This window comes from Pseudomonas sp. 21615526, assembly GCF_013386245.1.
Taxonomy (GTDB): Bacteria; Pseudomonadota; Gammaproteobacteria; order Pseudomonadales; family Pseudomonadaceae; genus Aquipseudomonas.
The window spans coordinates 63196-89147 of the sequence record NZ_JACAOM010000033.1 but is presented as its reverse complement, the minus strand read 5'-3'; the positions used below and the strand labels follow the sequence as shown (position 1 = coordinate 89147).

Genomic DNA, 25952 nt, shown 5'->3' with positions numbered 1-25952 from the left:
TCCTGTTTGACGCCAAGGCGAGTGATCGCGATGTCGTAGCGGCGCAATGCTTTTCCGGCGTCCCAGTCCAGGATTTCCGCTTCATTTACCGAGTAAATGAGCGGCACGATGTCGAGAATTACTTCGATGTCGCGCTCCGAAAGAAGTCCGCCGGTTTGTTTAAAAAATCGTCGATGCGCCCCTGCAGTTCGGTCCAGTCGGGCACGCTGAGGTCGGCGAGATCCGGGATCATCAGGCCGGTGCAGTGGGCAGTGATGAACTCGGCGCGCTCTTTGTTGGTGGCGAGTTTTTTCATCGCCTTGGTGGCGCGCAAGGCGGGCATTTCCAGGGTCAGGCTGGTGAGACGGCGGCCGCCGGTGTCAAGCGGCAACAGCAGCGAGACGTGCTCACTGGTCGCCGATTCGCGGGGCTGCTCGTCGGCGTCGAGGAAGTACGAGGCAGGCCGGGTCGACATGTCGTGCACGTACTGGGCGATGCTCACATAGTCCGGACGCTTGAGTTGGTCGAGTTCTTTTTCCGACAGGCCGGTGGCGAGTTTGGCCAGTTCGAAGAACTGATCGTCCTCGTCATCACCGGCCCGGGCCAGCGCGTCTTTTTGCGCGGCGTAGAACAACGGCTTGAGTTGAATCTGCTCGATCAGCGCGCCGGTATCAGCGGTGATCGGCGACAGCAGGATGTGCAGCGGAGGCATCCAGGCCATGAATCAATTCCTTGGTGAAGTATGGGAGCGGGAAAACCCGCTCCCGGGGGCTTAAGGCATCAGTACCGCGCGGCGGGCATCGCCGAGGATGTCGACGCCGTTGAGCACAAACTTCTGGGTACGCACGTCGATGTCGATCACCGGGATGCCGTTTTCCAGGCGGTTGTAGGTGCGGCAGGAGAACTCCAGGGTGATGGCGGGTTTATCGCCCATCTTCAGGGTTGTCTCGGTCAGGGTTTTCAGCTTGCCGCCGATGGTGTGGTAGGTGAAGTAAGTCTTGCCGTCCTGGTCCTGGCCGGCTTCACGCACGTTCAGCAAAATGTCATCGCCCAGGCGCACCCCCAAGGCAAGCATGATTTCCGGACCCGCGCCTTGCAGCTCCAATGTGGCGTTGAGCACTTTGGCGCTCTTGGCCATTTCTTCGGCGATGAAACGTCCGCCGGTCATCTGCTCCATGTCGAAGTCGATCTTCGGCGGTGCGAACGAGGTGACCGTCGCCGACAACGGCAGGCCTTGAAGGGTGGCCGCCATGGCCTGTCTGATTCGGTTGGTAAACATTAGAGAACGTCCTCCAGGAACTGCTCGATGATTTCATCGCGGGCGTTGAGTTGATAAATCATGTGTTCGTTCGGCGCGTAGCGGCCGTAGTCGATGACGATGAACCAGGTGCCGTTCTTGTATTTCTCGACACTGTTCAATTCCGGGTGCAGGTACACGCTGCCGCCGGGAATGGTCTCGTCGGCCACCAGGGTTTGCAGCCAGTCGTTGATGCGCTTGACCTCCTGGTCCATGAACGACTTGGTCAGGTTCTTGGCCATGGCTTTCTGGCCGGCCTTGACCAGCTTGCGGCTGATCGCATCTTCCAGGCCCACGTAGCTGATGAACTTGCCGGTGATGGAGCGGTTACCCAGCAGCGAGAAGCCGCCGAGGATGGTGCGGGCGTAGTAGCTCACACCGTAGCGGTTGAGCAGGTCGCCTTCGGTGGAGGTGTCGAGGATGTTGTACTCAACCACGCGGGACACGTCTTCGGCGAAGGTCACCTGATTGCCCGGGCTTTCCCATTGCTTGACCTTGGCCAGCGCGGCGATGGCCAGGGACGACGGCGCCAGGAACACGTTTTTCTTCGCGGCCTTGGAGTACACCGACGGCATGTTGTGCACCAGCAGGCAACGGTCGAAACCGAGATCGGCACCGCCCAGTTCGCCGCTGTAGGTCACCTGGTCGGCGACGGTTGCGTCCTTGCCGTCCAGCACCACACGGGCCTTGATGCGCTTGCCGAAGGAGGCGAATTCGCCGGCCACGGCCTTGGTGCCGGTGAAGCCCGGGGCGCCGATGATGGTCAGGTCTTCGGGGACGCTGGCCAGGGCGGCGAGGCCCAGTTTGCGGCCGGTGACCGGCTCTTCACCGCCGATTACGTTATTGATGGTGTCGGCCGGGGTGGTGCCCTCGTCGACGATCACAACGTAGACCGGCACCTTGACCACTTTGAGGATCTGGTAAACGGCGTGGAACAGCGTGCCGGTTTCAGCGCCGGTAGGGTCCAGCAGCGCCTGGGTGGTGAAGCTGTTGATGCGGAACGGGGCGTTTTTCGGAATCGACGCATGGGCGTTGGGGGCAGTGCCCACCAGGCCGATGACGTTATCGCCCAGGCCACCCATGGCCTCGGGGGATTCAGTGGCATTCACGGTGATGCCGTTATGTTCGAAGTTCAAAACCTCAGCCATGATCAGTCAGCCTTCTTCGGGGTGGAGTTGAGGACGCTGGTCAGTTCCAGGCGGCCAGCGGTGCGCAGGGCGGATGCTTCGACGTCCAGCAGTTCCAGTTCCTCGCCGGCGGTAGACCAGTGGCCGTTGCCGGTGGGGAATGGAATGAGGACGGTGTAGGTTTGGCGATTGGCCATAGGTGGATCTCCGGGCGAAAAAAAACCGCGAAGGCGGTTTTGTGTGACTGTCACGAGAATGGAACATGGGACCGTTAGGCGATCTGCTAACGCTCTTTTTAAGGAAGTGCTAGTTGTGGTAATTCAGAAACGAGATCTTGCGGACTGAACACCTCGCGCGTCTCCTGCTCGACGGCATCAAACTGCTCATAGCAGTAAGCCCAGCACAGCGACCGCCAGGAACGGAAGGCCTGGCCCTGAGCCTGAAAGCGCGGTACTGCCGGCTCATCGGCATAGCTAATCGCATTCTTGATATCGTCATATCCTGCGGACCTGGCCGTCTGATCCAGAAACGCCTGAACTACCGCAACACACTCAAGCTTGCGCTGTTCCCACGTCAATTCGGGCGGTTCCAAAATAATGGGGCGATTACCATCGGCCCCGATCACTTTGCCAGAGGCTTGAGCTGCGAAAAGTGCTTGGTAATCTTCAAGACTGACTTCCCGCAGCTCTCCTGCGAGCGGCAGGCAGCAGTCCGGATTTGCCACTTCAATCAAGGGTGGTTCTGCCGTGACATCTGCAATGCCAACGGTAGGCCGTTGCGCTTCAGGGGCGCTGGGGTCAACTTCCCAAGCGGGATCCGGAATGTTGACCATAGGCCTTTCCCACGTCGGATCGGGGATCCGAAGTGTCCGCTCGCCATGGGCTCGGGTATCGTAAAAACCTAATGTTTGGGCATGAAAGAAAATCGTCATAGTCAGTAGCCTGTGGCCTCCCAGTAAATATCATCAGGTGAGTTGAACGGGCCGGAAATAACCGAAAACTGCGTATTGCTGACGATCAAGGTATTAGTGCCCGTTGCGGCATCGGAATAAAAGAGACTCGTCCGGCTTGCAACAAGCGATGCACACCGATTGGGGAACGCGATAGGAAAACTGCGATGGGTGACGGTATCCGAAGCGCCCAAGGTAATTCCCCACTGCTTGATCATTCCCGTCTGGGCACACTTCCACCAACCATTGGGCCCAAGTGAGGCCGTATTTTTAAGCACGGCTCCCGGCACGTCGGCTGTGGCCGGCGGCAGGTTTGTCAGGCCGGCGGCGTTGCCGCTGTAGATGCCTGAGATCGACAAATGCCCCCCTTCGGTAAGGGTCATGGCGTTATTCGTTCCGCCCACATGAGTGACGACCTGTGCCGGCGAGGTGCTGGTTCCGCCGGAATAGGCCTCCATTGCCGCGAGGTGTCGCTCATTCCAGCACGTTGCCCGCCACACCATGTATGCCAAGTAGTTTGCCGGCGCATTGATCTGCACAGCTGGCGAGCGGCCTCGCCATGCTACAAATCCGCCGCCCATGTCAGGTAGTTCAAAGCTGGCGGTGCCTGACATCAAGCCACCCGTGGTGGGTAACTTGGAGTTGTCGGAAATCGCGATGTTGGCCGTGCCATCGAATGGCACACCATTGATTTGGCGTGGTGTTGCCAGCCGGGAGGTTGTTCCGGAGTTTCCGGACACATCAATATTGTAGGAACCTTGCAGTCGTGCAGCGGGTACCGCCCCCTTCGTCAGGGCGCTCGCGTTAAGGTTAATGAGTTGGCCACCCTCGCCGATGTAGGCGCCCTTGATGGTCAAGTTACCTTGGCCTTCAAATAGGAAAGCGCTCGGCACAGCTCCCATATGAAGTGCTACTACCGGGAGCGAGGTCGACGTTCCACCAGAGTAGACATCCATGGACGCCAGATGACGTTCCCCCCACATCGTCCCCTTCCAAATAGAGTAACCATACGAGTTGATCGGACAATTGATCTGGATGGCGGGGATACGCTTTTGCCAATCGACAAAGGCCCCTCCCATGCCAGAAAACTCTGCGCTGATTGCGCCAGTCATAGTTCCGCCTTTTACGGGCAACTTCGACTCATCCGTCAGTTTCCCGAACATCGACGCAACTTCATCTTTCGTATAGGCATCCCTGATGCCCATCTCAGCCAACGTTCCAGGGTTCGTGCCGCCTATGGTTCGACCATATTTGTCGACAGTCAGAACTTTGTAGGTGCCCGCCTGAACACCACTTCTTCCCGCCAGCATCTCGAATACCAGCGGGGTGGAGCCCAACGCGATAACCCCTTTGCTGACCAACTGCCACAAAGAGCCTCCATAGGCAGTGCCCTCTTCGACAATTACGCTAAGTCCAGGAGTGACTCTTTGACTGGAGCTGGCATCCATCGAGCGCGACCAGGCACTATTGGCAACAATATAAATACCGTTGTCCTTCGCCAACGTCTGACCTGCGACCAGTACGCGTTGGCCAGCAATCACTGCAACCCCATCGATTTGCTGCGCGCCACTCAGGACGATATTTGCCGTAGCCGCCACACGAACCGACTGCTTGCTATCAAGCTTGGCCAGCTCGTCGCCGAGATAATCAACAACCCATGCCCGAGTTGCCTTGACGACAGTGTCATCAATCAGCAATGTCACCAGAGACGCATTACTCGTTTCGAAAATCGAGCGGATGTAAAACTCTTTGCCCGACCCAGATGTCGCCAGTACGGGTTTGAACGACTCCGGATACTTGACGATGGCGTACAACACGCCGCTATCGGTCCAGATACCCGCCTCGCGCACATACCACCCACCGACATCTGACGGAATCGTCACCTCTGCCAGGAGCCAGCTGGGATTTTTCTCGTCTTGGAAAAGGGCATTCAATGGCCCCCGCCATACCTCACGCTTCAATGCTTTGGCGGTCGCATCCGGGTTATAGACAGCGCCGTTTCCATCACCAACCGAAATTTGTGCAAGCTTGATCGGAAGCCCAGCAGCCTTGCAGGCAGTTTCGTAGGCAATTCCATCATTGGTAAGAAGAGTATAAAAGTCGGCCATTTAGGACCTCTGTGGATAAATAGTGAGTGTCTCGACGCTATAAAGCCCCGCGGCAGAGAATGCATTGCCGGCGGCTTTCAGACCGTCGATAACAATCGGATGGATAATGGTAAGTTCGCCGCATACCGTCGCGGCAGCGATGGAATGGGTACCAGATGCGCTCAATCCCACAGAGACCGACAGGATGTCGCGTTCGCTTTTTGCAGCGACTAATCGCTGGTCCAGTCGAGCGTCCATTTCTTCGCTGTAGGCCAGGCTTGTGAACGCTCTCACCGAAAAACTGTAAGGCGCACCGATTGGCGTTTGCTCGTACCACGAGCGAACCTGCGGGACCAACTGCAGCCCTGTAGCGGCGTTTTCCAGCGCTTTACGTGTACCGGACTGGCGAGCGGTCGGCCAAGCGAGCTTCACCGTGCCCCTCTTTTCAGCCTCAGGAGCACTGGAACTCCATTCAGTAACACCACGATCTGCAGCCAGGTACGGTAAGAATTCCACTGGCGTCTGCAGCGGATTCATCAAGGCGGGAAAGGGTGGCGTCACCCGATCGAGCAATTGCCCGAAACCCAGGTCCAGCGCCTTCTCCAACGGCGAACTGTTGGCGGGCAGCAAACTGCCCTTGGGCTCACTCATAGCGTGCGCACCTCCACCTCGACACCCGTGCAATACGGAGCCTGGAACGCGGTGGTGACGATCGGCTCCAGCGGTTCAAGGATTTGCAGTTGTGCAGCTCCCGCCGAGTGGATGGCGTAGTCGATCCAGCTCGGGTCCACCCGCCCTTCCAGGCGATGACAGGACTCTGCGTAGTCTTGCAGCAGTTTCCGCGCGGCGACTTGAGTGAGCCCGGAATCCGGGCCCGCGTTGATCTTGGCCACCACGCGGATTTTGTAGCGCAGGATCTGCGCCCCCTGCACCGTGACGAGATCCGTTTCCGGTCGCACGTCAGGCCGGGCGAAATGCCGGCGTACACCGTCGAGTAGATCCGCAGAAGGTGTACCATCCCCGTCTCGGGACAGGACCGTGACCATCACTTCGCCGGGCGCGGTTCGACGGCCGTTACCATCCTTGACCCGTGCCGCGTAGCCGTCCGGGTCGAAGGTATAAGTGACCGTCACCACACCCGGCGTAGCACTTTGCACTTTCACCGATGGACGCTCACCGAGGGTGAAAACCTCCCGCCGATACTGCATCCGCGAGCCCGCCGCCGGAGCGTGAGGCGCGAGGTAATAACGCAACCGGGCGTCATCGTCGCTCTCCAATGTTGGCGGTACCGGCGGGAAAGCCGCCGGGTCACCAGGGTCGAGCACCTGGCGCTCAAGGCCCATGTCCGCCAGGCGCGCATCGAGGTTGCTGCCGGTAGCCCACCACGCCAGCATCTGCTTGATGCGGGCGTTGTATTTGCGCTCGTGGGTTTGCAGGCGAACGCAAAAAGCTTCCAGCGCCAACGTCAGCAACTCGCTCTCGCTCTCCAGGCTGACCTTCAGCTTGGCGGCATTTTCTGGTGCACGAGTGGCGACGTAATCGACGACAAACGCCTTGAACTCCGCCAGCAACGGTTCGAACTCATCGACGGCAATGATCGCTGGCTCAGCCAGCTGGTTCTGGCCGGGTATCAGCATGCTCATGTCACCACCTCGAAGGATTGCTTGCGGTTTTTCCAGGTGCCGGCGAAGCGCAGCAACAGGCCGGCGCCCTGGCGGTTGGCGACGATGACTTGCGGCTCGAAGTCGGCGATGCCGTTCTGCGGGTTGTAGAACGCCTGGGCGGCATGGCTCTGGGCGAGAATCAGCAGGTCATCGCCGAGGTTTTGCCCGAGCAGCTGCGGGATCATCGAGCCGTACAGCGGGCGCTTCTGGCGAGTGCCCAAGGGCGTGGTCAGCGCTCGGGTAGCGCGCTGCACAAATTGCAGCCAGTCATCGACCGCCGCCCCGGTGTTTCTATCGATTCCGATCATGGGATGTCCTTGTCAGGGGCTGATGACTCGACCCTGGTGGTCCACCACCGGGCCGCTGAAGTGCGCGCCGCCGGCGTCCAGCAACAGGCTGCTGCCGCCGACTTGCAGCGTGATGCCCTGGGCGCTCATCGTGAGGCTGGCGGCGCCGACCTTGATGTCGACCTGTTCGCGCGAACCTGTGAACGTGGTGGGGCCATTGACCCAGTTGAAGGTATGGCTGGCGTCGTCGTAGTCGCTCTGGGTACCGTCCTGATGGCGGCGCCGGGTCAGTGTCGAAGCGCTGGAGACCGGTGGAAAGCGGTCGCTGTTCAAGCCGAACAAGGCCACCGATTGCGCCCCGCCCTCCCCGGCACCGTAGTTGAGCAGCAAACATTGCTCGCCTACTGACGGGATGCGGGTTTCCGTCTGCGCTCCGGCGCTGGGGTTGAAAAAGCGGATCGCCGGGGTGAGCAGTTCGCCGTGGCTGACCTTGCAGGTATTGCTGGCGGCGTCGACCTCCTGGCACACGCCGATTCGGCAGAAACTTTCGGCGCGTCGATACAGGTCTTCGAGCTGGCTTTCCATTTCCGCCAGGCGCTCCACGATCGGCCCCAGCTGCATGCGTAACAGCGCGTCGAACATGGGCTACTCCGCCAGCGGCTTGTATTGGTCGGGGTCGTCGATGTTCGAGACGTCCCAGGTGCAGGCAAAAAGCGGCTTGCCTGTGGGATCGTTGAGCAACGGCGGCCCGATATAGAGGGTTTGGGTGAAGGTGACGGTCCAGGTGTCGTAGTCCGTCTCCGCGCTGGTGCGTATTGAAGGCGCAGCGACAATGCTGGTCGGCAGGTCGCACTGCGCCTGCGGCAGGTTCCAGCGGTTATCCAGCACCAGGTCCATCAGTTGGCTGGCCAGGTCGCAGGCATCAAAGGGCAAGGCACCCGGGGCCACCATGGCCTTGAGTGAAATCCCCAGGGCATGGGCCTTGCGCCCCTCGCGGGAGCGAAGGCCCGGCCCATTGCCTTCGACCGTGATCAACACGCCGGTGTCGTTCGCGGCGCCCTGAAAGTCCTGATGAGTGCCGACCTTAAGTTCCGGAAACGCCCTGCGCAGTGCCTCGCTGATGGCCTGGGGCAGTTGGGAGGGTTTTTCGATAAGTGTCATTTAAGTAGCGTCCTTGCAACGGTTACTGCGGGTCCCGGCCAGGGCCTTCGTTGACGCCGATGCGCTTGGCCGCCCAGCGTTCATAAAGGCCGATGGCCACGTCGGCGCCGGCCATGGCGGTCAGGCACCCAATGGCGCCGGCCGTCCAGATCGACATGCCGGCGGCGTAGCACAGCATCAGGGCTGATACCCCGCACACCATGCAGGCCCCCGAACGCAGGGCCAGGCGCCGCATAAGCGACCAACCGCGGGCGCCTTCCTTGTCGGCGCGCCACATTTCTCCGGAAACCCCGCCAATCACCGCCAATACGATGACCAGCCAGATAGGCATTTCCGCCAACGCTTGCTGCTCGTTTGTCATGTCACGCCTCCTGGAATGAGTGATACCGGCAGGTCGCCGGTTGTAGGTGTTTGTTTCAATTTGAATGGGTTCTCTAGGTAGGCATTCCAAAAAGCCCGGTTGCCCGGGCTTTTCAGTAATGATGTCCTCGAACTTTCGGCGCTACTGGCGCGGTACGGTTCTTTCCTCAATGTTTTTCCGACCACGATCCCTGTCTGCCGGATAACTGCTTCTGGTGCTTTACGCTGCACACCCGGGCCAGTTGCCAACCCTCTGAACCGTTAAGGCCGGTTCATCGCTGCCTGTTCTTGAAGCGGTTTGAAACTAAAGAGCGTCGGCATCCTTGCCGGTATTGCCTGGCATCCTTGCCATCGCTTCGATGGCGTCCTTGCCGGTGCTGCGTAACGTCCTTGTCTTCCTTGGCAGCATCCTTGCCGCCTCCACCAGGCCTTCTTGGCTGGCTTGAGATGAAGAATATGCATGTATGCATATACAGTCAATGCACAAATGCATTTATTTTTGCACAAGAAATGCACAGGTGCATTTATAGCCCCGCAGGCAAAGGGTTTGGTGGTTTTACGCAGACGAAAAAAAGCCCGCTCACTGGCGGGCTTTGTCTTACACAGAAGGGTTAGCGGGCGTACATGCCCCACCAGAAAACGTGACCAAGGATGCTGATCTGTTCATCCTGGATTTCCTGGAAGCTGTAGTCCTCGTCCGGATGTTCATCGCGGTTGAAGCTACGCAGGCGAATCCCGGAAGGCAGGCGATAGAGCTGTTTCACCCGTAGCTGGCCGTTGTGATTGATGGCGTAAAGATCGCCATCGACGATGTCACCAATCCCGCATTTGCCCGCATTGACACCTACGGTGGCGCCGTCGCGCAGCACCGGCAACATACTGTTGCCGCGCACCGTCACGCACTTGGCCTGGTCGAACTGCACACCGTTATGCCGCAGGCTGCGCTTGCCGAATCGCAGGCTGGCCTTCTCGCTTTCCTCAATGACGAATCTTCCTGATCCAGCAGCCAATTCAACCTCGCGCAGAAAGGGGATCGACACCTCGTCATCATTAACGGGTGTTTCGTCGTCCCACAGGCTTATGTCCTTGAGTTCCGAATGCATCGGGTCACGCTCGTCCGACCGCACCGGCACCAGCCCTGCGCGCCCGCGCAGCTGATCGGTGCTGACCTGGAAGTAATCGGCGATGCGCGAGATGTGCTTGTCCGACGGATCAACGATCTTGCCGCTGAGGATCCGGGACAGTGTGGATTGAGGCACGCCGGTACGCCGGTGAAGCTCCGTGGGGGAGATCCGGTCGCGGTCCAGCAGCTCTCTTAAGACGATAGAAACGTTGCGTTTTTGCATAACGCGGATAGTGCAGGCAGTTTTGATGCTTGGCAAATGCTTATTTGCATATTTAATGCATTGATTGCAGATTTTTACCTAACCATTTGTGGTCTGCCTCGCATGCTAACCTGCGCCTATCGGAAAAATGCTGGGTTTGTTGATGACGCACTTTGCAGATCCAATCAGAAAAGTCATGACGCAGTCAGAGCAAGAAGTCTCAGACGAAGCGCTGCGCTTTGCTCGCTCAAACAAGAAAATGATTGCCAGGCGTCTGACCGACAAAGCTATCTATCCTCCGGAAGAGGCGCCTGTATCGGTCTACATGGCCGGCTCACCGGGTGCAGGAAAAACCGAGGCATCAATCGCGCTCGTGAATCTTTTTGCCGACACCCCGATCCTTCGAATTGACCCCGATGAGCTTCGTAGCGAATTTGTTGCCTATACCGGCGGTAACTCCTGGTTATTCCAGAGAGGGGTTTCTATTTTGGTGGAGAAGATTCTGGATTTTGCGATGGACCAACAGCAGTCGTTCCTCCTTGACGGAACATTTTCAAACATTGATGTCGCCAGGCGGAATGTGGATCGTTCCTTAAGAAAAGGCAGGTTCGTACAGATTCTGTACGTCTACCAGGATCCGAGGCTCGCTTGGGACTTCGTCAAAGCTCGCGAAGAAGCAGAAGGAAGAAGGATTCGTAAAGAGCATTTCATCGACCAGTACTTTGCCGCACGTGACGTCGTCAACGCACTTAAGCTAGAGTACGGCGGCGATATCCACGTGGATTTGCTGCTCAAGCACATTGACAACTCGGGACGATTGTACAAAGCCGGTGTCGAAAAAATTGACTACCATATTCCTGAGCGACACACGCGGGCCGATCTTGAGGCCAGACTCGGGCAACCATCAGGAGCGTAATGATGATTTCGATTAAGCTGGGCTTGACCAAAGGTGCAAAAAGCCCCTTTGCCGACTTTATTCGTAACGCTAAATCTGATCAAAAAAAGCGCGTATACAGCGAAGTGCTGACCGAAGCGACCAAACAGCAGAACCTTGTATTGATGGCAGCTGAGGCAAAACGAGCCTGACATCTACTAAGGCACTGCAATAAAGAACCCGACCCAGCGTCGGGTTTTTTTATTGATCAACCGAACCCGATCTGTCTTGGTTTCCATCGTAAGCCATAGGACAAACACATCGTTTATAAGGCTCGTAGCGAGAATTCAACATCGTATAGCCGCCCACAATGCATAAAAAATCAATGTACCATTAGCCTATTTACCCTTGCCAAAAATCGACAGGAAGAGCTGAACCCCGCGTATGACCGACCTCTCCAGCCACACCCCGATTGTGTAAGGGTATGTGGGGAATTTTGGGGGATAAGCCCGTGGTTACTGGCTGTGACGCTTGCTCAAGACAGGTTGCATAAATGCATAATGGGCATTGGATGGCATAGATTGGCGTATTGATTGCCCCATTTTTGCCCCATCCTACATCCTCAGCGCTGGTCTCCGGCGGGGACAGCTTCCGCAAACACAACCTAGCCACATGCATTTTCAAATACGCCACACAACACTTCCTTTCACCCAGCAAAATCCCATACCAAATGCGTACGCTGTAATAATGATGGCGGTATACATAGCGCGGGGGGCGTCACTCTTCACCACGCTATGGACGCTCCGCCGTTTGCCACCGCACCTGGCTGGTACCTCGTCATAGCAGCTATAGGGCGGTCGTCAGCACAATCCGGATGCACGCCCCCTTTTCACTTGGAACCACCGAAATGATCCCATTATGCCGCCGGATGATTTCCTGCGTGAGGTTCAAGCCCAGACCGGCGCCCCTCGTTCTGGGGTGCAGCCGGTAAAAGGGTTCAAAGACGCGTTCCCGCTCGGCCTCGGGAATACCGGGGCCTTCGTCGCTGACCTCGATTACCCCGCCATCACGTGCGGTGACGCAGATGGTTCCCTGCCCTCCCCCGTGCTCGATTGCATTCTGGATCAGGTTGGCAAGTACCTGCTGAAGGGCACTGTCATCGCCCAATACTGCAGCGTTAGGCTCGTCCGCGGTCAGTGCAAGTTGGTATCCGTTGTCGATGGCTATGGGCGCCAGGTCGGCAACCACCGACTCACATAGGTCATGCACGTTGACCGGGCAAAGCACCAGGGTTCGATCAATTCGCTGCAAGTCGAGCAGTTGTTCAGACAGGGATGAAACCCGATGGGCGTCGGCCAGCAGACGATTTCTCAACGGTCCGCCGGGCATCGCATCTATCCGCACCCGAAGGATCGCGATAGGCGTGCGCAGTTCATGGGCCGCGTCCAGGATAAACCGCTGATGGCGCTCATAGCCTTCATCAAGGCGCAACAAAGCCCGATTGAACGCTTCGACCAAGGGACGGATTTCCACTGGCACATGCACTTCGCCAAGCCGCACACCGCGTCGGTCTACGTCGATGAGTTCAGCTTGATCCGCCGCAGCGGAAAGCCCCGACAGCCCACGGCGCACAATTAGCGGAAGCGTCACCAATGTGACCAGCACCAGCAGGGTCAGCACCGGAACAATGACTATGTTGGACAGTACAAACACCAACCACGGCATGCGCAGCAGGTGCCCTTGACCGAGGACCGTAAAACGCCCCGCGGGCCCGTTTGCCTCCCGGATTACCGCCGAATACAGATCGGGGCTGACCGTATCGCGAATCTCTGCAAAACGGATGCGTTCGAGTTGCTCGCCGAAATCGCGATAGACCTCGGGCACCGGCCCTTCCTGGATAGACTCGCCACGTTCACTCCGTGCGATGAACCACAGGTTCGGAACTGACGCCCGCAGTTCCGCAAGTTCTGGTGTGGTGCTGACGCTAAGGGCGCCCTGGTCATCGCGCACGATGGCGCGTGCGGCGACGGTGGTGATTTCCGGGTCGACAATCACATAGCGGCCATCCAGCGACAACACGTAGATCACCAGTGCTACGATGAAACACAGCAGGATCGCCGCCTGGAACAACAGTAGTTGCCAGGTCAGCCGCCAGCGTAGCGAGTACCGTTGGTACAGTTTCATGGCGCCGCTCTAAGTAAATAGCCGACGCCTCTGACCCCATGGATCTCAACTCCGGCCCCGGCGTCGCTGAGTTTTTTGCGCAGCCGGGATACATGGGAATCAAGGGCGTTGGACTGGATCTCGTCGTCAAAGCTATAGACCGCTTCGCATAGGACCCCGCGTAACACCGTCCGGCCTTGCCGGCGCACCAGCGCCTCGAGCACCAACAGTTCGCGACGGGGCAAGTCCAGACACTCGCCGTTGACCCGCACGTCCATGTCCGCGAACGTAAATTCCAGGCAACCGATGCATGCCGCACCCGGCGCCACCATGGACGGCCGACGAAGCAAGGCACGCACCCGCGCCACCAACTCCTCGACGGCAAACGGCTTGACCAGGTAATCGTCTGCGCCGAGTTCCAGACCTGTCACGCGATCTGCGACGGCGCCCTGGGCCGTCAGGATAATCACCGGGACGCTGGAGTCGATGCTGCGCAAGTAAGCCAGCAAACCGGTGCCCTCCCCATCCGGCAACTGGCGGTCGAGCAGAATCACATCGTGAACCTTTTCAGCCGTAGCACGTTTGGCATCTCGGAGCGTGACCACGTGATCTAGCACCAGGTTGTAACGTGACAAGGCCGCGCGCAATGCGCTGGCCATTTCGATTTCATCTTCCACAAGTAATAAGCGCACCCGATACATCCTCCGTGGCTACCTAATAACCGGTTTGCATTGCGCGAACATTGCGCCGCCCGCCGCCATCACATTTTTTTCGCCGCAATGCTCGGGCAATCCTTGCATGGGAACCTGTCGGCCATTGAGCAATACGCCTGCAACCCGTCAGCCAAGGAGCGACACAACCACCATGAGCCGACCTCTTCCTACGCCCCGCCGCACGCTACGAGCGCCGTCCCTGAGGGCACTCTGGCTATGTATCGGGATTCTCCCCTTTCCGTTCTCGTGTTCCAGCCAGACGCAGTCCGCCAGCTCCAGGCAAACAGCGACGGCGCCAGCAAGCACTTACCCTCAGACGAAACGGATCGATCTCGCCACAGGATTGAGCGTTGCGCCAGCCCCAAGAATTTTAGCCGACGAAGAGGAACCTACTTAAATGCAGACCAACAACACCGCAACCCGTACTCGCACACTAAGGGCCTTTCAAACATTCAGCATTGCGCTCATGCTCGCGGTCATTGCTCTGACAGGATGCGCCCCGAGTAACGACAGCACCGCCCTCAAAGCTAAAACCTGCGCCCGCCTGGGTGTCATCGGCCCTCACCTTGATACCTGCGTGACACTGCTGCCACGGGTGCTCAACCATCGCCAGAAAAGCAGCGACAACGTTGAAGACACCTGGGCAAACGTCAAGGCCTGCACACGCCTGGGTATTACCGGCCGGGAGCTTAGTTCGTGCGTCGAGCGTATGCCAGACATCCTCAAGGAACACTTGCGAAATCCTTACTGAAAAAACGGCAACACTGGGGCATTGTTCTAGCAGGACGGAGCGCCGGGCTGGGTGTTGACGCATCCTGCCCGGCCGCGACTTTTACTTCGGTGTAGAGACTTCTTTTGCGTAAGCCTGACAGGCCCGCAGGGCGATCAATCCTTGATCGCCGGTATCGGTGATTCCGATAATTCGTTGAGCATGCGCTGGGTCAAGTTGGGCTCTACGGGCTGCATGAACCACGCCGACGGTACTGGCGGTGTCAGGCACGTCGCAGCCACTGCCTGAATCCGTGGCGTCGAGAAGGACTGACAGCCGCACATCAGCAGTAGCAAGGCGGTCACGCAGCAGAGCCTGGTTGCGCTGGGCATCGAATAATTCCTTGGTGTGTTGTTGGTCGGAGATGGCCAGTTGCTGCTCGGTGGCCAGCCGCTTGTCTTGCTCGGTACGGGCCTGAGCTGCAGCGGCATTGCCGATCGCGGTCAGGTCCGTCTCGAACTGGGCGCCCTGCTCTGCCAGAACCTTCCCGAGGCGCCAATCCTGCACCTGCCAGGCAATGCCGAAGCTCGTAGCCATGGCCAACAGGATCAACGCAGGCAGCCCGGCAAGCTTCTGCACGGGCGTCATGCCAGCACCCGCAATGCCGTTTGATACAGCGCCAGGCGATCGGCTGCGCCATTCGGCACCTTGCCCTTGCTCCCGGTGTTAATGAGGCTTCCGATGTTCTGGATGTCGCCAGCATCGGCCAGAGTGTTCAGCCCGTATACGGACCAGTACCAGGCAGCAGACAGCGCGGCGTATCGGGGTTGCTCCAGCAGCTCAGGGTGATTGATCAGATCGACGCCCAAGGCCTCACCGCACGCCCGATGGTTGTCCTTGCCGGTGATCTGGATCAGGCCGCGACCCCGGTAGATATAACCCTCACCAGATGCCTCCGGGCCGTTGCCCATACGACCGCCATAGACGGCATTCCCCATCCGCGCGGAGCTTCCCGCCAGCTCGGCGGCACGCGGCACCAGGGACCGCCAGCGGGAACCCGGGCTGGCGGCATTACCCAAGGCAACGATTCGGTCCGCCCTGTAGTTCAGGCTCTCGACCAGGCGCGTCAAATGGCCGGACTCGTGCCCGATTTGGGCAATGAAAGCCGCGATGCGCTTGGGCGTGACGATGCCGTACTTGCTCATCGCGGTGTTCAGCACGGCGACAAAAAGTCCGGCTTGGCGGCCAGCGTTCGGGAGGATCAACAGCAATTGTTGCAGGGTGATAGACATGTTTTCTCCAGGCAAAAAAAACCGCCAATCGGCGGCGGTTAGTGTGGTTAAACGGGTGTTCCTGGGAGTGACGTCAAAGCTCTAGAACCTTGACCTCCTTGGTTTGCTTCGTCTTCTTGCTTTTGGCCTTGGCCTTACCTTTCTTGCCGCCATTGCACTCCACGGTGGTGGACCAGCCCGCCTGGGTGAATACCTGCTCAACCGAGTCGACCAAGTACTCGCCATCGATGCCGACCTTGAAGCCCGTGGCGTTTACCGACCGCTCGGCAAACAGATCGGTACGCCCAGGCATTTCAAGGCGCACACCAGCAGAGGACCGATTGAACGCAGTCAACCGGGCCTTGGCGGCCTGTTCCGCTGCGGTTTTGTTGGGGTAGATATGGCGGTCGGTGTGCACCGCCGGCAGCCCGTCGGGCGCGTCCGTGTTGTCCAGGCTGATGAGTTTCAGCTCACCGGTTTTCTTGTCCTGGTGCTTGGTGGCCACCGCCTTGTGTGTATTGCGATCGCCTAAGCGAAACTGCCACCGGCTGACGTCCGCGCGCGTTATGGTAACGGCGCCAAAGGCCTTGCCGCTCGCGCTGGTGCCGCCGTCGCGCGTCATGACGATCAACTTCCCATCAGCCACCTTGGCCGTGCAGTCGTGCTGCTTGGCAATGCGCGTGATGAAGTTAAAGTCCGATTCGCTGAGCTGGTCAGCCCGGGGCACATTCGTGGACACGTTGCATACCGGCGTCCAGCCGTTGCGAGCAGCGACGTCGGCCACGATCTTGGACAGCGGCACGTCCTCCCAACTGCCGCTACGCACCGTCTTTCCTGAACCGCGCATGTCTCCGGCCTTGCCGCGCACGACGATGGTGTCAGGCGGCCCGGATATCTCGACTTCATCCACCATGTAACGCCCCAGGCGCGCCATGGATGTCTCCCCATAGCCCATGTAAATCTCAATGCTTGCGCCGCGCTTGGGCAGCGCCACGGCACTGTCGCGGTCATCGATGCGCAACTCAAAGTCGTCCGACTCCATACCAGGCTTGTCAGTGGTTTTCAGCAGCAACAGGCGGTCATTGATCAGCGCGGTAATGTCTTTACCGTCTGCAACGACGCGAAAGCGAGGGGTCATAGGTTCACCCGGTTACCCCGCCAACGCGGGGGAATGTTGACGGCCGTTACGCGTAACGGAAAAAAGGACAGCCAGACCTGGCTAATCCCAAAGCATCACAAGTTCTTCTGTCGGTGCCGGCATATCTGGCAGCACAATCACCACGCCTGCCCGATACGGCTGGGCCTCATCAGCCAGACCTTGATTGGCATCCAGCACGGCCTCCACCGTACCGCCCAGGTGCCCGTAGTAGTTGTGACAGATGGTGTCCAACAGATCCCCGTCAGACGTTCTGCATGTCGTCGCCATAGCGTACAAACTCCAGGGTAAAGCCTTGCTTGCGCGGGATACCGCCTGCCAGCAGCGCGCTTTGTTCTTCTTCAACGCTGGTCATGCACCAGGTGCCCAGCACGTCACCGTAACCGGTGGTCAGCGTCAGGGGCTGCAACTTGGCTCCCAGGCTGCGCAGGGTATCCAGTTGCTTGATACCGCCCCTGAAGCCCGGAAAGATGGCGCCCTTCAGCGTCAGTTTCTCGTCACCCATACCGATAGCCTGTTGCGCCGGTCGACGCGTCAGCCGCTCCTGGGAGGCCCAGCGAAAGGCAGACGAACGCCGCAGCTCATCAAAGGCCGCCGTGTCCAGATTGAAGAAGTACGGCTGCTGCTTAGGATCACGCGGCTGCATGATCATCAGGTGCGGGAAGGGTTTCACCGCCTCCGGCGCCGGTGTGGCATCCGCAGCAAAGGCCCCGGTCGGGACAATGCCGGACAGTGAGGGGCTGACCTTGCCGGCGATGTTGTTGATTGCCGTTGCCGCCCGGCCGGCCTGCTCCTTCAGCGCACCCAAGCGCTCATCAATCTGAGACGCTGCCCGGGTGGCCGAGCTGTACACCGACACCACCTGGCCAACCTTCGCCTGGGCCGCCGTTACGCCACGCATAACACGCTGCAGCTTTTCGCCAACGGCCGGCCCCACAAAGGGCAAGCCCTCCAGCTCCGAGGCCGCACCGCTGAGTTCACTGATTGCGCCATCCACCGGCGCAATCATCCCATCCAGGCTACGGCGGCCGGTCTCACCCGCCGCCGCCAAGGACTTCACGCTTGATTGCAACTGCTCCATGTAGCCCATAGTTCCCCCTGGTCAAAGATGCGCGTCGTCGTAGAGCTTGCGGCTCTCCAGTTGCTGGGTGATTTCCCGCTGTTGCTGCTCGATGTACGGTCGAAGCTCGCGGGCCAGTTGCGCCGGATCCTTCACATCCCCTTGCACCGTCACCTGAATAGGCGCGCTGATATCGACCTTCTGCTCAATCTTCGGCGCCGGCGGCTTGACCGGTACCGCCATGAGCGAAACCGCAGCGGGCGCGCTCGATGCCGGCGGCGAAGCCAGCGAACGCACCACATCACCACCAACCGGCCCCGGCGCCTTGACGGCCGCGGGCATCAACAACGGCCCCGAGGGTGCCGCGCCGGCGCCGCTGCTATCAGCCGCCATCTTGAGCGGCACAAGCCACTTGTCCTTCGGCGCAAACGATGCCGCGATATCGCCCAGCACCGGCGGGATATCCTGCCCAGCATTGGCCATCATCAGCGGACCCGCATCGGGCATTTTCTTCAGCCCGTCGTTACCACCAAATGCCGCTTTCCCCAGGTACCCGCCGAGCGCATCACCGCCCATTCCGCCCAGGTAAGCGCCCAGCAACCCACCGACCACAGTACCGATCACCGGTATCACCGAGCCAATGGCCGCACCTGCCGCAGCACCCGCAAGCGTACCCGCCAAGCCCCCGGCGGCTTCGCCGTAGCCTTCTGCCTTTTCATCCCGGGTCGTGGCGTTGTCGTAGGTGTCTTTGACCTTGAAACCGGCTTCAACGACTGCCAGGGCGCCGATGCCCTTCAGCATCGCGCCGCCTTTGCCACCCGACTTGCCCCCCTTCCTACCCTTGCCGCCGTCTGCCCCACCACCATCAACGCCGCCCAGCCCGCCGGCAGGCAGGTTGGTCACGATCACCTTTTGAGGGATGTTCGGATTGCCCATCAGAGAACCACGGCCCACATTCAGCAGGCCCCGGCCAATCTTCAGCGCACTCAGCGCGGCGCCCAATGTGACGGCGCCAGCCGCTACGCCGGCAATCACCGCCGTCACCGGCTGGTACTTGTTGGCCAACTCAGCCAGCGCATAGCCAACCTTGCCCAAGCCATCCGCGACCTTGTCGGTCAACGGCCGCAGACCATCCCCGAGGCTGATCATGGATGCCTCCATGCCCGCCGTTGCCGCCGACCATTTGCGGTTGGACGTTTCGCGAGCCTTGGCGGCGTCCGCCTCGATCTTGGTCTTACCGTCCGTTTCCTTGATCGTGACCATATCGGCCTTGATCTTGTCGCCGTATTTGATTTGCGCGAGCAGGCCCGCACTGGCGCTCTGATCGCTGACGATGTTGGCCAGCCCCGCCGCTTCAGTCAGGGCCACCATGGCCTGCTGTTCCTCGGCGCTGCCGTCGGCTGCTGCCTTGATCTTGGCCTTGAGGGCTTCGATCTTTTTGGCCTTCGCTGGATCCTGACGCTTAATCATTTCCTGGCTGAGCATGATGAATGCATCGACCGGGTTGGCCGCCTTACCGCTTTTGGTCGCGGCAATGATCGAGCCGGCCAGGTCGTAGCCTTCCTTGGCAAACCGTTCCTGGCTGGTGCTGCTGATCACGGCGCTCAACAGGTTGTTCATGTTGGTCGCTGCGGCCGCCGAATCCTGCGTTTGCGAGTACTGCGACTGCAAGCTGGCACCGAGAAAGCGCACCGCCTCCGGGCCTTCCATGCCCAGCCGCTTGATGTTGCCGAGCATGGCCGGCAGGTACCGGGCCATGTCCTTCGGACCGAAGGCCCCGATATCCCCCGCTGCCGCCACCTGGCCCAGCATGCCGGCCATGTCCTCTTTCTTAACCCCGGCCTCCTTGAATGAGTTGATCAAAGTCGCGATGGTCTCGGCTTCCATACCCTGACCGTCGATCAGGTCGGCAATTTGCCCGGCGTATTCGCTGGCCTCCTGCCACTCAACGCCCTTTTCGATCAGCCCACCGACCGCCTGGGCCAGCAGTTGCCGACTCATACCCTTGTCGTCCGCGATGGTCGAAACCATCTCGGCCATCTTGCCTTCGTCTTCGGTGCCGGCCGTATGCGCCCACAGCGACATCTGGCGCATCTGCGCCTGATAGTCACCGGATATCTTGGTGGGAATGGCAATCGCCGCTGACAGCGCCGTAGCCTGGCCAAGCGAGCCCTTTAGTCCATCCTTGCCTTGCTTGATTTGCGTATGACCCAGAGCCTTCAGCTCAGCACCACGGGCCACCTGGCCAAGTTTCTGGTACTCGTTGCGCAGCTTGCTGACCTCAACGCCCTGATCCTTCAAGGTTCTGAGGTTGGATTCCAGTTTCTTGAGCAGACCGTCTGCCGAGGCAGATCCGGTGTCATGGGCTTTTTTCCACTCATCCCGCAAGCGGATGGTGTCGCCAATGGTGTTTTGCAGTACCCGGGCTTTCGTGCCCTGATCACTGAGTTTCTTGATGCGCCCTTCAACGTCCTTGAAGGCCGCGCCAACGGTTGAACTGATAGCGCCGCCGATGACTACGCCAAGCGCCAGGTTGTTCGCCATGGGGGGTCACTCCGAAAAGGTCCAGGCGGCTCACTCCTTGAGCCACCAGATCATCGTTGAGAAAGACATGGCCTCAATCTCGCTGGCCGAGAAAGACATTTCCCGGGCCAGCCGCTGAGCCAGCTTTCTCTGTATTTCTTCGTTAAACCCGGTCCTCGCGCACCAGGCGAAAATAGGCAGCCTGAAGGCGTTTGTAGTCACGCACGCTCAGTTCCCCCAGATCGTTGGTGCCCGCATCCGTCAGGCTGGCGAACAGGATCATTTCGCTTTGTTCTTCATCATCCGGGGCCGCTTTGGTTGCATGGCGAACCTCACGGACCGTTGGGGAGCGCATGGTCAACTGATCAGTTTCGACCTGATTGACCTTGACGATTTTGGACAGCTTGATGATTGCGGAGTCAGCGCTGACGGTCAGCCATTCAGGGATTTTGTTTACGTCTTGAGCCATGGGTAATTTCCTTAAAGGCCGAGGTCGCGGCGAACACCAGCGAGTTGGTCAACGCCGTTGATGACGCGTACTGCGTTGACCGGATCGATTTCGAACATCAGCACACCGCCGACTTCCAGCTTGTAGTAGCTGACGCTGACGGCATACTTGAACTCAGCATCGCCGCCTGGCTTCCACTCCCCCGGATCCAGCTCGGAGAGCATGCCGCGAAGTGTGGCGACCACCGCAGTGGTGGCTCCTTTCTGACCTTTGAACGAACCACGGAACACCGAGTTGAACGCGGTCTGATCAGCCAGGCCAAAGAACTTCATCGCGTCGCGGCGAACGCCCTTGGTGCTGAAAGACGCCTCCAGCTTTTCCATGCCCTGGTCCATATCGATCGGGGCGTCCATGCCGCCGGCCTGGTACTCGGCGGTTTTGATTTTCAGCTTGGGCAAGCTCAAGGTAGGCACGTCACCGGCGAAGTTCATGCCGTCAATAAACATGTTCATCATGAACAGCGTTTGGGGAATCATGGACATTGCGAAGCCTCCTTAGGCTTTGTTTTCCAGGACTTCGGTGAGCCACTGGTTCGTGACTTCAACGAGGAATGTCGGGTTTTCAGCCGGCGGCACGTCGGTGAAACGGATGCGCCAATAGACCTTGCCCTGTTCCAATTGGCTGGCCGTGTTCAGCTCGTCGTCCGGGAACACTTCGAAGTTGATCACCGCGCCCTGCTTTTTCAGGTCGCGCATAAAGTTTTCCAAGCCATTCGTCACATCAGCGACGTAGGTCTTGGTGATCGCGCGGTCCACGGCCCACTTGTGCCCGTAGAGAATCGCGTCCATCACGATGTCCTGGGTGCGTACGCGCGTGACAAAAGCCCACTTCGGATCACTGGAACAGGTGCGGTTGCCCCACAGGCGATAGCCGTCATCACGGATGATCGTGGTGATATTGGCGTTGTTCAGCAGGTTGGCCCGGCATGTCGCGTCACCGTCCAAAAACTCAATCGGCCGCGCGGTACCCGTGATGCCGACAAACTCCTTGTTCGACGGCGAGGCCCAGAAGCCGTACTCGTTGTCAGTCCAGGCGAACAGACCGGCCACCCAGGCCGACGCCGGCGCATCAACGGTCTCGCTGAGGACGGTGTCCCAGCTCTGTACACCCGGGTCGACCAGAAACACACGCTTGCTGCCGAAGTTCTCGGCGTAGGCAATGGCCGCCTCATCGGTGGTGTTCGGGCCGTCAACGATGGCGATGCCTCGCAGCTTTCCGGCGAGTGCATCCATCGAGGTGGCCACGGCCTGGGTCGCGCTATGGCCTGGGGCAATCAGCAAACGGGGCTGAGCATTGAAGCGGCTCTTGCCGTCCAACAGGGCCTGCATGCCGGTCCGCTGACCGTCAGCCAGGACGCCGCCGATGATGGCCGAGGTCTGCAAGGCCGGGGTGGTCAGCTTCTCAACGCCGCACGCCACGATCACCGCCTTGGCGCGCATGTAGATCGCCTTGATGGACTTGGTGATAGCCGCGTCTTCGCCCCAGGCCGCCACCGCTTCGCTTTCGCGAGTGATCAGCAGCACCTGGTTAGGTTTGGCCGTCACCTTCGGCCCTGGGGTGAAGGTATCGCACAGACCGATAATCGAAGACGAGGGCAGCGAGATAGTGCGTGCGCCGGTGTCCACATTGGTGACAGTCACACCGTGAAAGAAACTCATAGGGCAATCTCCAGAAACGAAAAAGCCCCGCATAAGCGAGGCCGTGGGGGATGTTCGTTGTTACGCGTAATGGGAAAGAAAACGCCCCGTCAGTGCGGGGCGCTATTCAGTTTGCTCAATGATCCAACTTGGGGCGACTGGTCGACGGTTACTGTCAGGAAAATCTGGCGATTGCGGCCAATTGCGCAGGGCCTGCATGAACACCAACAGCCCTTCGAACTGCTCGGCGGTGAGCGTTGTCGGCGCGCCAATTTCAAGCTGGTCGCGGTGCCGATCACGCAGCCAAGCTGCTGACGTCAGTACTCCATCACGCCAAGCGCGTTCAGCCAGGGCCACGGCATCGGGATCAACCGGCGGTTCGACCAGCTGAAGCGAACCACTCTCGGACACTTGCGCGATCAGACCGCGCGCTATCCCTGCCAGCAGCTCGCTTCGCTGCGGCTCGGTGATCGCAATCGCATCTGTCGGAATCTGCTTTTTGCTATTGAGCGCAGTGTCGAAGAAACCACGCTCTGAGGGGCTGTAAAACGCTGCCATAGGTGTACCTCTTTATCGGCCAAGCGCCAGCCAAGCGATGTCGCCTGCTGACTGGGTGTAGTTGTTTTGAACCCGTATTACAGACCTCGACACGTACCCTGCTCCAGGCGCGAATGCTGCTCCGGTGATCATCGTCGTAAAGGCCATGCAGGCGCCCACCCACATGATTTCGGTCGGGAACGTCACGGAAAGAGACACGTCACGACCAGGGCCTTGAGACGTACCGCTGTTGGTCGCCTGTCCAACCCCGACGGCTAACCCCCATTGCAGAATCCAGCCGCCCAGCCAGGTCGGCATTGCAATGTAGCCATTCGCGCCAAGCACCCATGAAACACCAGCGCGCAGCTTTTTGGGCGTCACAGCTTTTGTGTCGTCGGTCCCGGCATTGACCTCCGGTTGAGTGGCGAGCTGTATAACGCCCAGGACACCCTCTTGAGCTGCCTGCCACAGCGCGCTCAGACGGGTAGCGAGGGTTAACGGGGTGACTATCGTCGTCGGTTCAGTACCTGTGTTAACAGCGGTTTGCGACGCGATACGGGCGATGCCGGCAATGCTTGTTGTCGCCTGCACAACTTTGGCCGCGATTGCCTGCCAGACCCGTAGCGCCGTCATCGGCTTGGTCGTGTCAGAGCCTTGCTCAGCCTCCGTTTGGCTCGCCGATGCAATGCCGTAGCCAGACAAGGTGTTCGGCAGGCCTGTCAGCGCAGCAAAGGGCACAGAGTACAAACCAGCTCCGCTTCCAGTGATCGTGCCGCTGATCTCAACAATTCCCTCCGACTTGATCCGGATGCCGGGGCCGCTGGACCAAGGATCAGTTCCCAGCCCCAGGAATGCGGTCTTGAATGCACCGTCAGAGCCACCGTAGAAGCCAACGCCCCCCTTAATTGACCCGGGCACCCCGGCAAACACTCCCAATCCCCATGAGGGCGTATTTCCCGGCCCGATATAGAATCTGCTGTTCTCCGTCAGTTGGACATTGCCTTGCAGGGTGCCGCCATTAATCGACAGTGCATCGGTGATCCCGGCCGCAGCGAGCGTAGTCGGGTTCGTGCCGGCAATGACCCGCCCGTACTTGTCGACAGTAACCTTGCCATATGAACCCGCGTTGACTCCCGTACGCCCCGCCACCATCTCAAAGGTCAGCGCGGTAGTGCCCAGGACAATTGGCGCATCGGTTACCAACTGCCAAACGCTGTCGCTGTTGAGCGTGCCCGTCTCGACGCTCACAAATAGACCTGGCGTCACCTCGATGCTGGTATCTGCATCCTCGGCGCGTTTCCATGGGCCAGTTGAGGAAACTACCCACAGGCCGTTGTCCTTGGCCGTCACTTGGTTCTTCACCAGAACTCGGGCCCCGGCTTGCAACGCCACGCCGTCAACGGTCTGAAGACCGCTCAACGTGGTGTTGGCTGTCGTGGCTACCAGTACGGAGTGCTTGAAATCTTGCTTGTTCAAAGCCTCGGTGATTGCCAACTCAACATAGTCGCGGGTAGCCAGTACCACCGACGGATCAATCTTCAATTCGATGTTGGTCACACTGGAGACGATCAGGTTCATCCGAATGATTTGCGTCCGGCCGGATCCCTGCGCAAGCAAAGGCTTGAAGGTCGGGGCAGTGTTGGCAACTGCCACCAAATCGCCGTCCTCATCATACAAACCGATTTCACGGATCCAGAAGCCGCCCACGTTCTCGGGAATGACCTGCTCAGCCACAATGACAGCAGCGTTTTTCGGGTCAGGAACAAGCTGGTTAAGCGGTGCACGCCGCAGCTCATTGACCAGCTTTGTTTGCGTGGCACTAGGGACCGGATCGGTACCGTTGGCATCGCCAACCGCCAGAGCGGTGATCTTCCAGGGAAGTCCCAAGGCGTTAGCGTTAGCCAGTTTGGCGGCCCCCACATTGGTGAGGATCGCCATAAATTGCGAGTTCTTATCAATCATGGGTACACGTCCAGGGTGTCAATGCTGTGTTCGCGCCCAGCCACACCGATGTAGCCGCTGACTTCAATGTCACGCGCTGCGGGTGGGTAGACGTCGAGTACGTCGCCGTCATAAACGGCAACACCGATATTGATGGTGCCTTGCGCTTCCAGGCTGATGGCCAATCCCGTCATATGCCGCGAGACGGGCTTGGCGTCATCAATGAGCCGGGTTAGCTCTTGATACATTTCCTCGGTAATGCCGCTTTCCAGCACACCGACCTTCAGGGCGAAGGTGGCCGGCGCCCCCTCGGGCACCGTCTGCCACCACTCAGTCACTTCCAGCAGGTAGCCAAGCGGCTCCACCACACGGCGCAACGCGCCAATGGTTCCTTTGCGGGAGTGGATGTAGAACGACGACCTTATGGCGTTGCGCTTGGCCGCCTCCGTCCAGCGGTCATCCCAGCGGTCGACAGACCAGGCCCACGCCAGGTGCGGCAGCAAAGGAACGGGGCACGTCGCGGGGTTGTAGAGCGAACGCAGCGGGATCACGGTCTTATCCGCGCTCGCCGCCTCAATCGCACGCTCAAGCTGGGTGCTGTTGATCGGCAGTAGGCTTTTCATG

At 59.3% G+C, this 25952-nt stretch carries 30 protein-coding genes; 3 read left to right on the top strand and 27 right to left on the bottom strand.

The annotated features are described in order from the left end of the window. Window positions 1-118: 118 nt before the first annotated feature. The 13 genes from HX786_RS12190 to HX786_RS12130 all read right to left on the bottom strand — a co-directional run bounded on the left by HX786_RS12190 (window position 119) and on the right by HX786_RS12130 (window position 10257). The gene (locus HX786_RS12190; protein ID WP_008433541.1) at window positions 119-700 is read right to left on the bottom strand and encodes a phage tail assembly protein; all 582 of its coding nucleotides are present in this window, start codon (window positions 698-700) and stop codon (window positions 119-121) included. 51 nt (window positions 701-751) lie between these two features. Beyond that, window positions 752-1258: a phage major tail tube protein gene (locus HX786_RS12185; protein ID WP_003208662.1), complete on the bottom strand. Its 507-nt coding sequence runs from the start codon at window positions 1256-1258 to the stop codon at window positions 752-754. Then, window positions 1258-2424 carry a tail protein gene (locus HX786_RS12180; protein ID WP_003208663.1) on the bottom strand — a complete coding sequence of 389 codons (1167 nt, stop codon included), beginning with the start codon at window positions 2422-2424 and terminating at the stop codon, window positions 1258-1260. The genes HX786_RS12185 and HX786_RS12180 overlap by 1 nt, the downstream gene beginning before the upstream one ends. A 2-nt stretch (window positions 2425-2426) precedes the next feature. After that, a complete protein-coding gene (locus HX786_RS12175; protein ID WP_008433539.1) occupies window positions 2427-2600 on the bottom strand; it encodes a hypothetical protein in 174 nt (57 codons plus the stop codon). Window positions 2601-2698: 98 nt separating this feature from the next. Continuing rightward, the gene (locus HX786_RS12170; protein ID WP_178912136.1) at window positions 2699-3334 is read right to left on the bottom strand and encodes a hypothetical protein; all 636 of its coding nucleotides are present in this window, start codon (window positions 3332-3334) and stop codon (window positions 2699-2701) included. A gap of 2 nt (window positions 3335-3336) precedes the next feature. After that, on the bottom strand, window positions 3337-5460 hold the full coding sequence (locus tag HX786_RS31900; protein ID WP_256735287.1) for a phage tail protein: 2124 nt from the start codon (window positions 5458-5460) through the stop codon (window positions 3337-3339). Beyond that, window positions 5461-6090 carry a phage tail protein I gene (locus tag HX786_RS12160; protein WP_008433535.1) on the bottom strand — a complete coding sequence of 210 codons (630 nt, stop codon included), beginning with the start codon at window positions 6088-6090 and terminating at the stop codon, window positions 5461-5463. Then, window positions 6087-7082 (bottom strand): baseplate J/gp47 family protein, encoded by a 996-nt coding sequence (locus tag HX786_RS12155; RefSeq protein ID WP_178912135.1) that lies wholly within the window; start codon window positions 7080-7082, stop codon window positions 6087-6089. Before HX786_RS12155 ends, HX786_RS12160 begins: the two co-directional genes overlap by 4 nt. After that, complete coding sequence (locus HX786_RS12150; protein WP_003208675.1) at window positions 7079-7411, bottom strand: phage baseplate protein; 333 nt, start codon at window positions 7409-7411, stop codon at window positions 7079-7081. Before HX786_RS12150 ends, HX786_RS12155 begins: the two co-directional genes overlap by 4 nt. A gap of 12 nt (window positions 7412-7423) precedes the next feature. Further along, window positions 7424-8032, bottom strand: a complete 609-nt coding sequence (locus HX786_RS12145; protein ID WP_102604888.1) for a phage baseplate assembly protein V — start codon at window positions 8030-8032, stop codon at window positions 7424-7426. Between the two features lie 3 nt (window positions 8033-8035). Further along, entirely contained in the window at window positions 8036-8551 is a 516-nt protein-coding gene (locus HX786_RS12140; protein ID WP_177041851.1) for a hypothetical protein, read from the bottom strand. Window positions 8552-8573: 22 nt separating this feature from the next. Next, window positions 8574-8912 (bottom strand): phage holin family protein, encoded by a 339-nt coding sequence (locus tag HX786_RS12135; RefSeq protein WP_003208680.1) that lies wholly within the window; start codon window positions 8910-8912, stop codon window positions 8574-8576. A 610-nt stretch (window positions 8913-9522) separates the two neighbouring features. Next, entirely contained in the window at window positions 9523-10257 is a 735-nt protein-coding gene (locus tag HX786_RS12130; RefSeq protein ID WP_032899152.1) for an XRE family transcriptional regulator, read from the bottom strand. 142 nt (window positions 10258-10399) lie between these two features. Here HX786_RS12130 and HX786_RS12125 point away from each other — a divergent pair, with 142 nt between their 5' ends. Together HX786_RS12125 and HX786_RS12120 are read left to right on the top strand one after the other, a co-directional pair. Then, window positions 10400-11152, top strand: a complete 753-nt coding sequence (locus HX786_RS12125; protein ID WP_256344341.1) for a zeta toxin family protein — start codon at window positions 10400-10402, stop codon at window positions 11150-11152. Then, entirely contained in the window at window positions 11152-11322 is a 171-nt protein-coding gene (locus HX786_RS12120) for a hypothetical protein (RefSeq protein ID WP_003208685.1), read from the top strand. The genes HX786_RS12125 and HX786_RS12120 overlap by 1 nt, the downstream gene beginning before the upstream one ends. Window positions 11323-11956: 634 nt before the next feature. Here HX786_RS12120 and HX786_RS12115 read toward each other — a convergent pair. Further along, on the bottom strand, window positions 11957-13294 hold the full coding sequence (locus HX786_RS12115) for a HAMP domain-containing sensor histidine kinase (protein WP_178912134.1): 1338 nt from the start codon (window positions 13292-13294) through the stop codon (window positions 11957-11959). Further along, complete coding sequence (locus HX786_RS12110; RefSeq protein ID WP_218647732.1) at window positions 13291-13974, bottom strand: response regulator transcription factor; 684 nt, start codon at window positions 13972-13974, stop codon at window positions 13291-13293. The genes HX786_RS12115 and HX786_RS12110 overlap by 4 nt, the downstream gene beginning before the upstream one ends. Window positions 13975-14383: 409 nt before the next feature. On the opposite strand from HX786_RS12110, the gene HX786_RS12105 reads away from it, so the two are divergent. Continuing rightward, the gene (locus tag HX786_RS12105; RefSeq protein ID WP_178912132.1) at window positions 14384-14737 is read left to right on the top strand and encodes a hypothetical protein; all 354 of its coding nucleotides are present in this window, start codon (window positions 14384-14386) and stop codon (window positions 14735-14737) included. Between the two features lie 81 nt (window positions 14738-14818). Here HX786_RS12105 and HX786_RS12100 read toward each other — a convergent pair whose 3' ends face one another. The 12 genes from HX786_RS12100 to HX786_RS12045 form a co-directional block, all read right to left on the bottom strand. Further along, complete coding sequence (locus HX786_RS12100; protein WP_178912131.1) at window positions 14819-15343, bottom strand: lysis system i-spanin subunit Rz; 525 nt, start codon at window positions 15341-15343, stop codon at window positions 14819-14821. After that, window positions 15340-15987, bottom strand: coding sequence for a glycoside hydrolase family 19 protein (locus HX786_RS12095; protein WP_178912130.1), 648 nt, complete (start codon window positions 15985-15987; stop codon window positions 15340-15342). The genes HX786_RS12100 and HX786_RS12095 overlap by 4 nt, the downstream gene beginning before the upstream one ends. A 73-nt stretch (window positions 15988-16060) precedes the next feature. After that, window positions 16061-17104 carry a phage late control D family protein gene (locus HX786_RS12090; protein ID WP_178912129.1) on the bottom strand — a complete coding sequence of 348 codons (1044 nt, stop codon included), beginning with the start codon at window positions 17102-17104 and terminating at the stop codon, window positions 16061-16063. 81 nt (window positions 17105-17185) lie between these two features. Beyond that, the gene (locus HX786_RS12085) at window positions 17186-17392 is read right to left on the bottom strand and encodes a tail protein X (protein ID WP_177041855.1); all 207 of its coding nucleotides are present in this window, start codon (window positions 17390-17392) and stop codon (window positions 17186-17188) included. Next, window positions 17367-18212, bottom strand: a complete 846-nt coding sequence (locus HX786_RS12080) for a phage tail protein (protein WP_178912128.1) — start codon at window positions 18210-18212, stop codon at window positions 17367-17369. Before HX786_RS12080 ends, HX786_RS12085 begins: the two co-directional genes overlap by 26 nt. A 12-nt stretch (window positions 18213-18224) precedes the next feature. After that, complete coding sequence (locus HX786_RS12075; protein ID WP_178912127.1) at window positions 18225-20726, bottom strand: phage tail tape measure protein; 2502 nt, start codon at window positions 20724-20726, stop codon at window positions 18225-18227. A 142-nt stretch (window positions 20727-20868) separates the two neighbouring features. Beyond that, entirely contained in the window at window positions 20869-21174 is a 306-nt protein-coding gene (locus tag HX786_RS12070) for a phage tail assembly protein (protein ID WP_178912126.1), read from the bottom strand. Between the two features lie 11 nt (window positions 21175-21185). Continuing rightward, entirely contained in the window at window positions 21186-21689 is a 504-nt protein-coding gene (locus HX786_RS12065; RefSeq protein WP_177041966.1) for a phage major tail tube protein, read from the bottom strand. A gap of 18 nt (window positions 21690-21707) precedes the next feature. Continuing rightward, a complete protein-coding gene (locus tag HX786_RS12060; RefSeq protein ID WP_178912125.1) occupies window positions 21708-22871 on the bottom strand; it encodes a phage tail sheath family protein in 1164 nt (387 codons plus the stop codon). A gap of 102 nt (window positions 22872-22973) precedes the next feature. Further along, window positions 22974-23408 carry a phage tail assembly chaperone gene (locus HX786_RS31895; RefSeq protein WP_256735286.1) on the bottom strand — a complete coding sequence of 145 codons (435 nt, stop codon included), beginning with the start codon at window positions 23406-23408 and terminating at the stop codon, window positions 22974-22976. 12 nt (window positions 23409-23420) lie between these two features. Further along, window positions 23421-25349 carry a phage tail protein gene (locus HX786_RS12050; protein WP_178912124.1) on the bottom strand — a complete coding sequence of 643 codons (1929 nt, stop codon included), beginning with the start codon at window positions 25347-25349 and terminating at the stop codon, window positions 23421-23423. Next, the gene (locus HX786_RS12045) at window positions 25346-25951 is read right to left on the bottom strand and encodes a phage tail protein I (protein WP_178912123.1); all 606 of its coding nucleotides are present in this window, start codon (window positions 25949-25951) and stop codon (window positions 25346-25348) included. Before HX786_RS12045 ends, HX786_RS12050 begins: the two co-directional genes overlap by 4 nt. Between the last annotated feature and the right edge of the window lies 1 nt (window position 25952).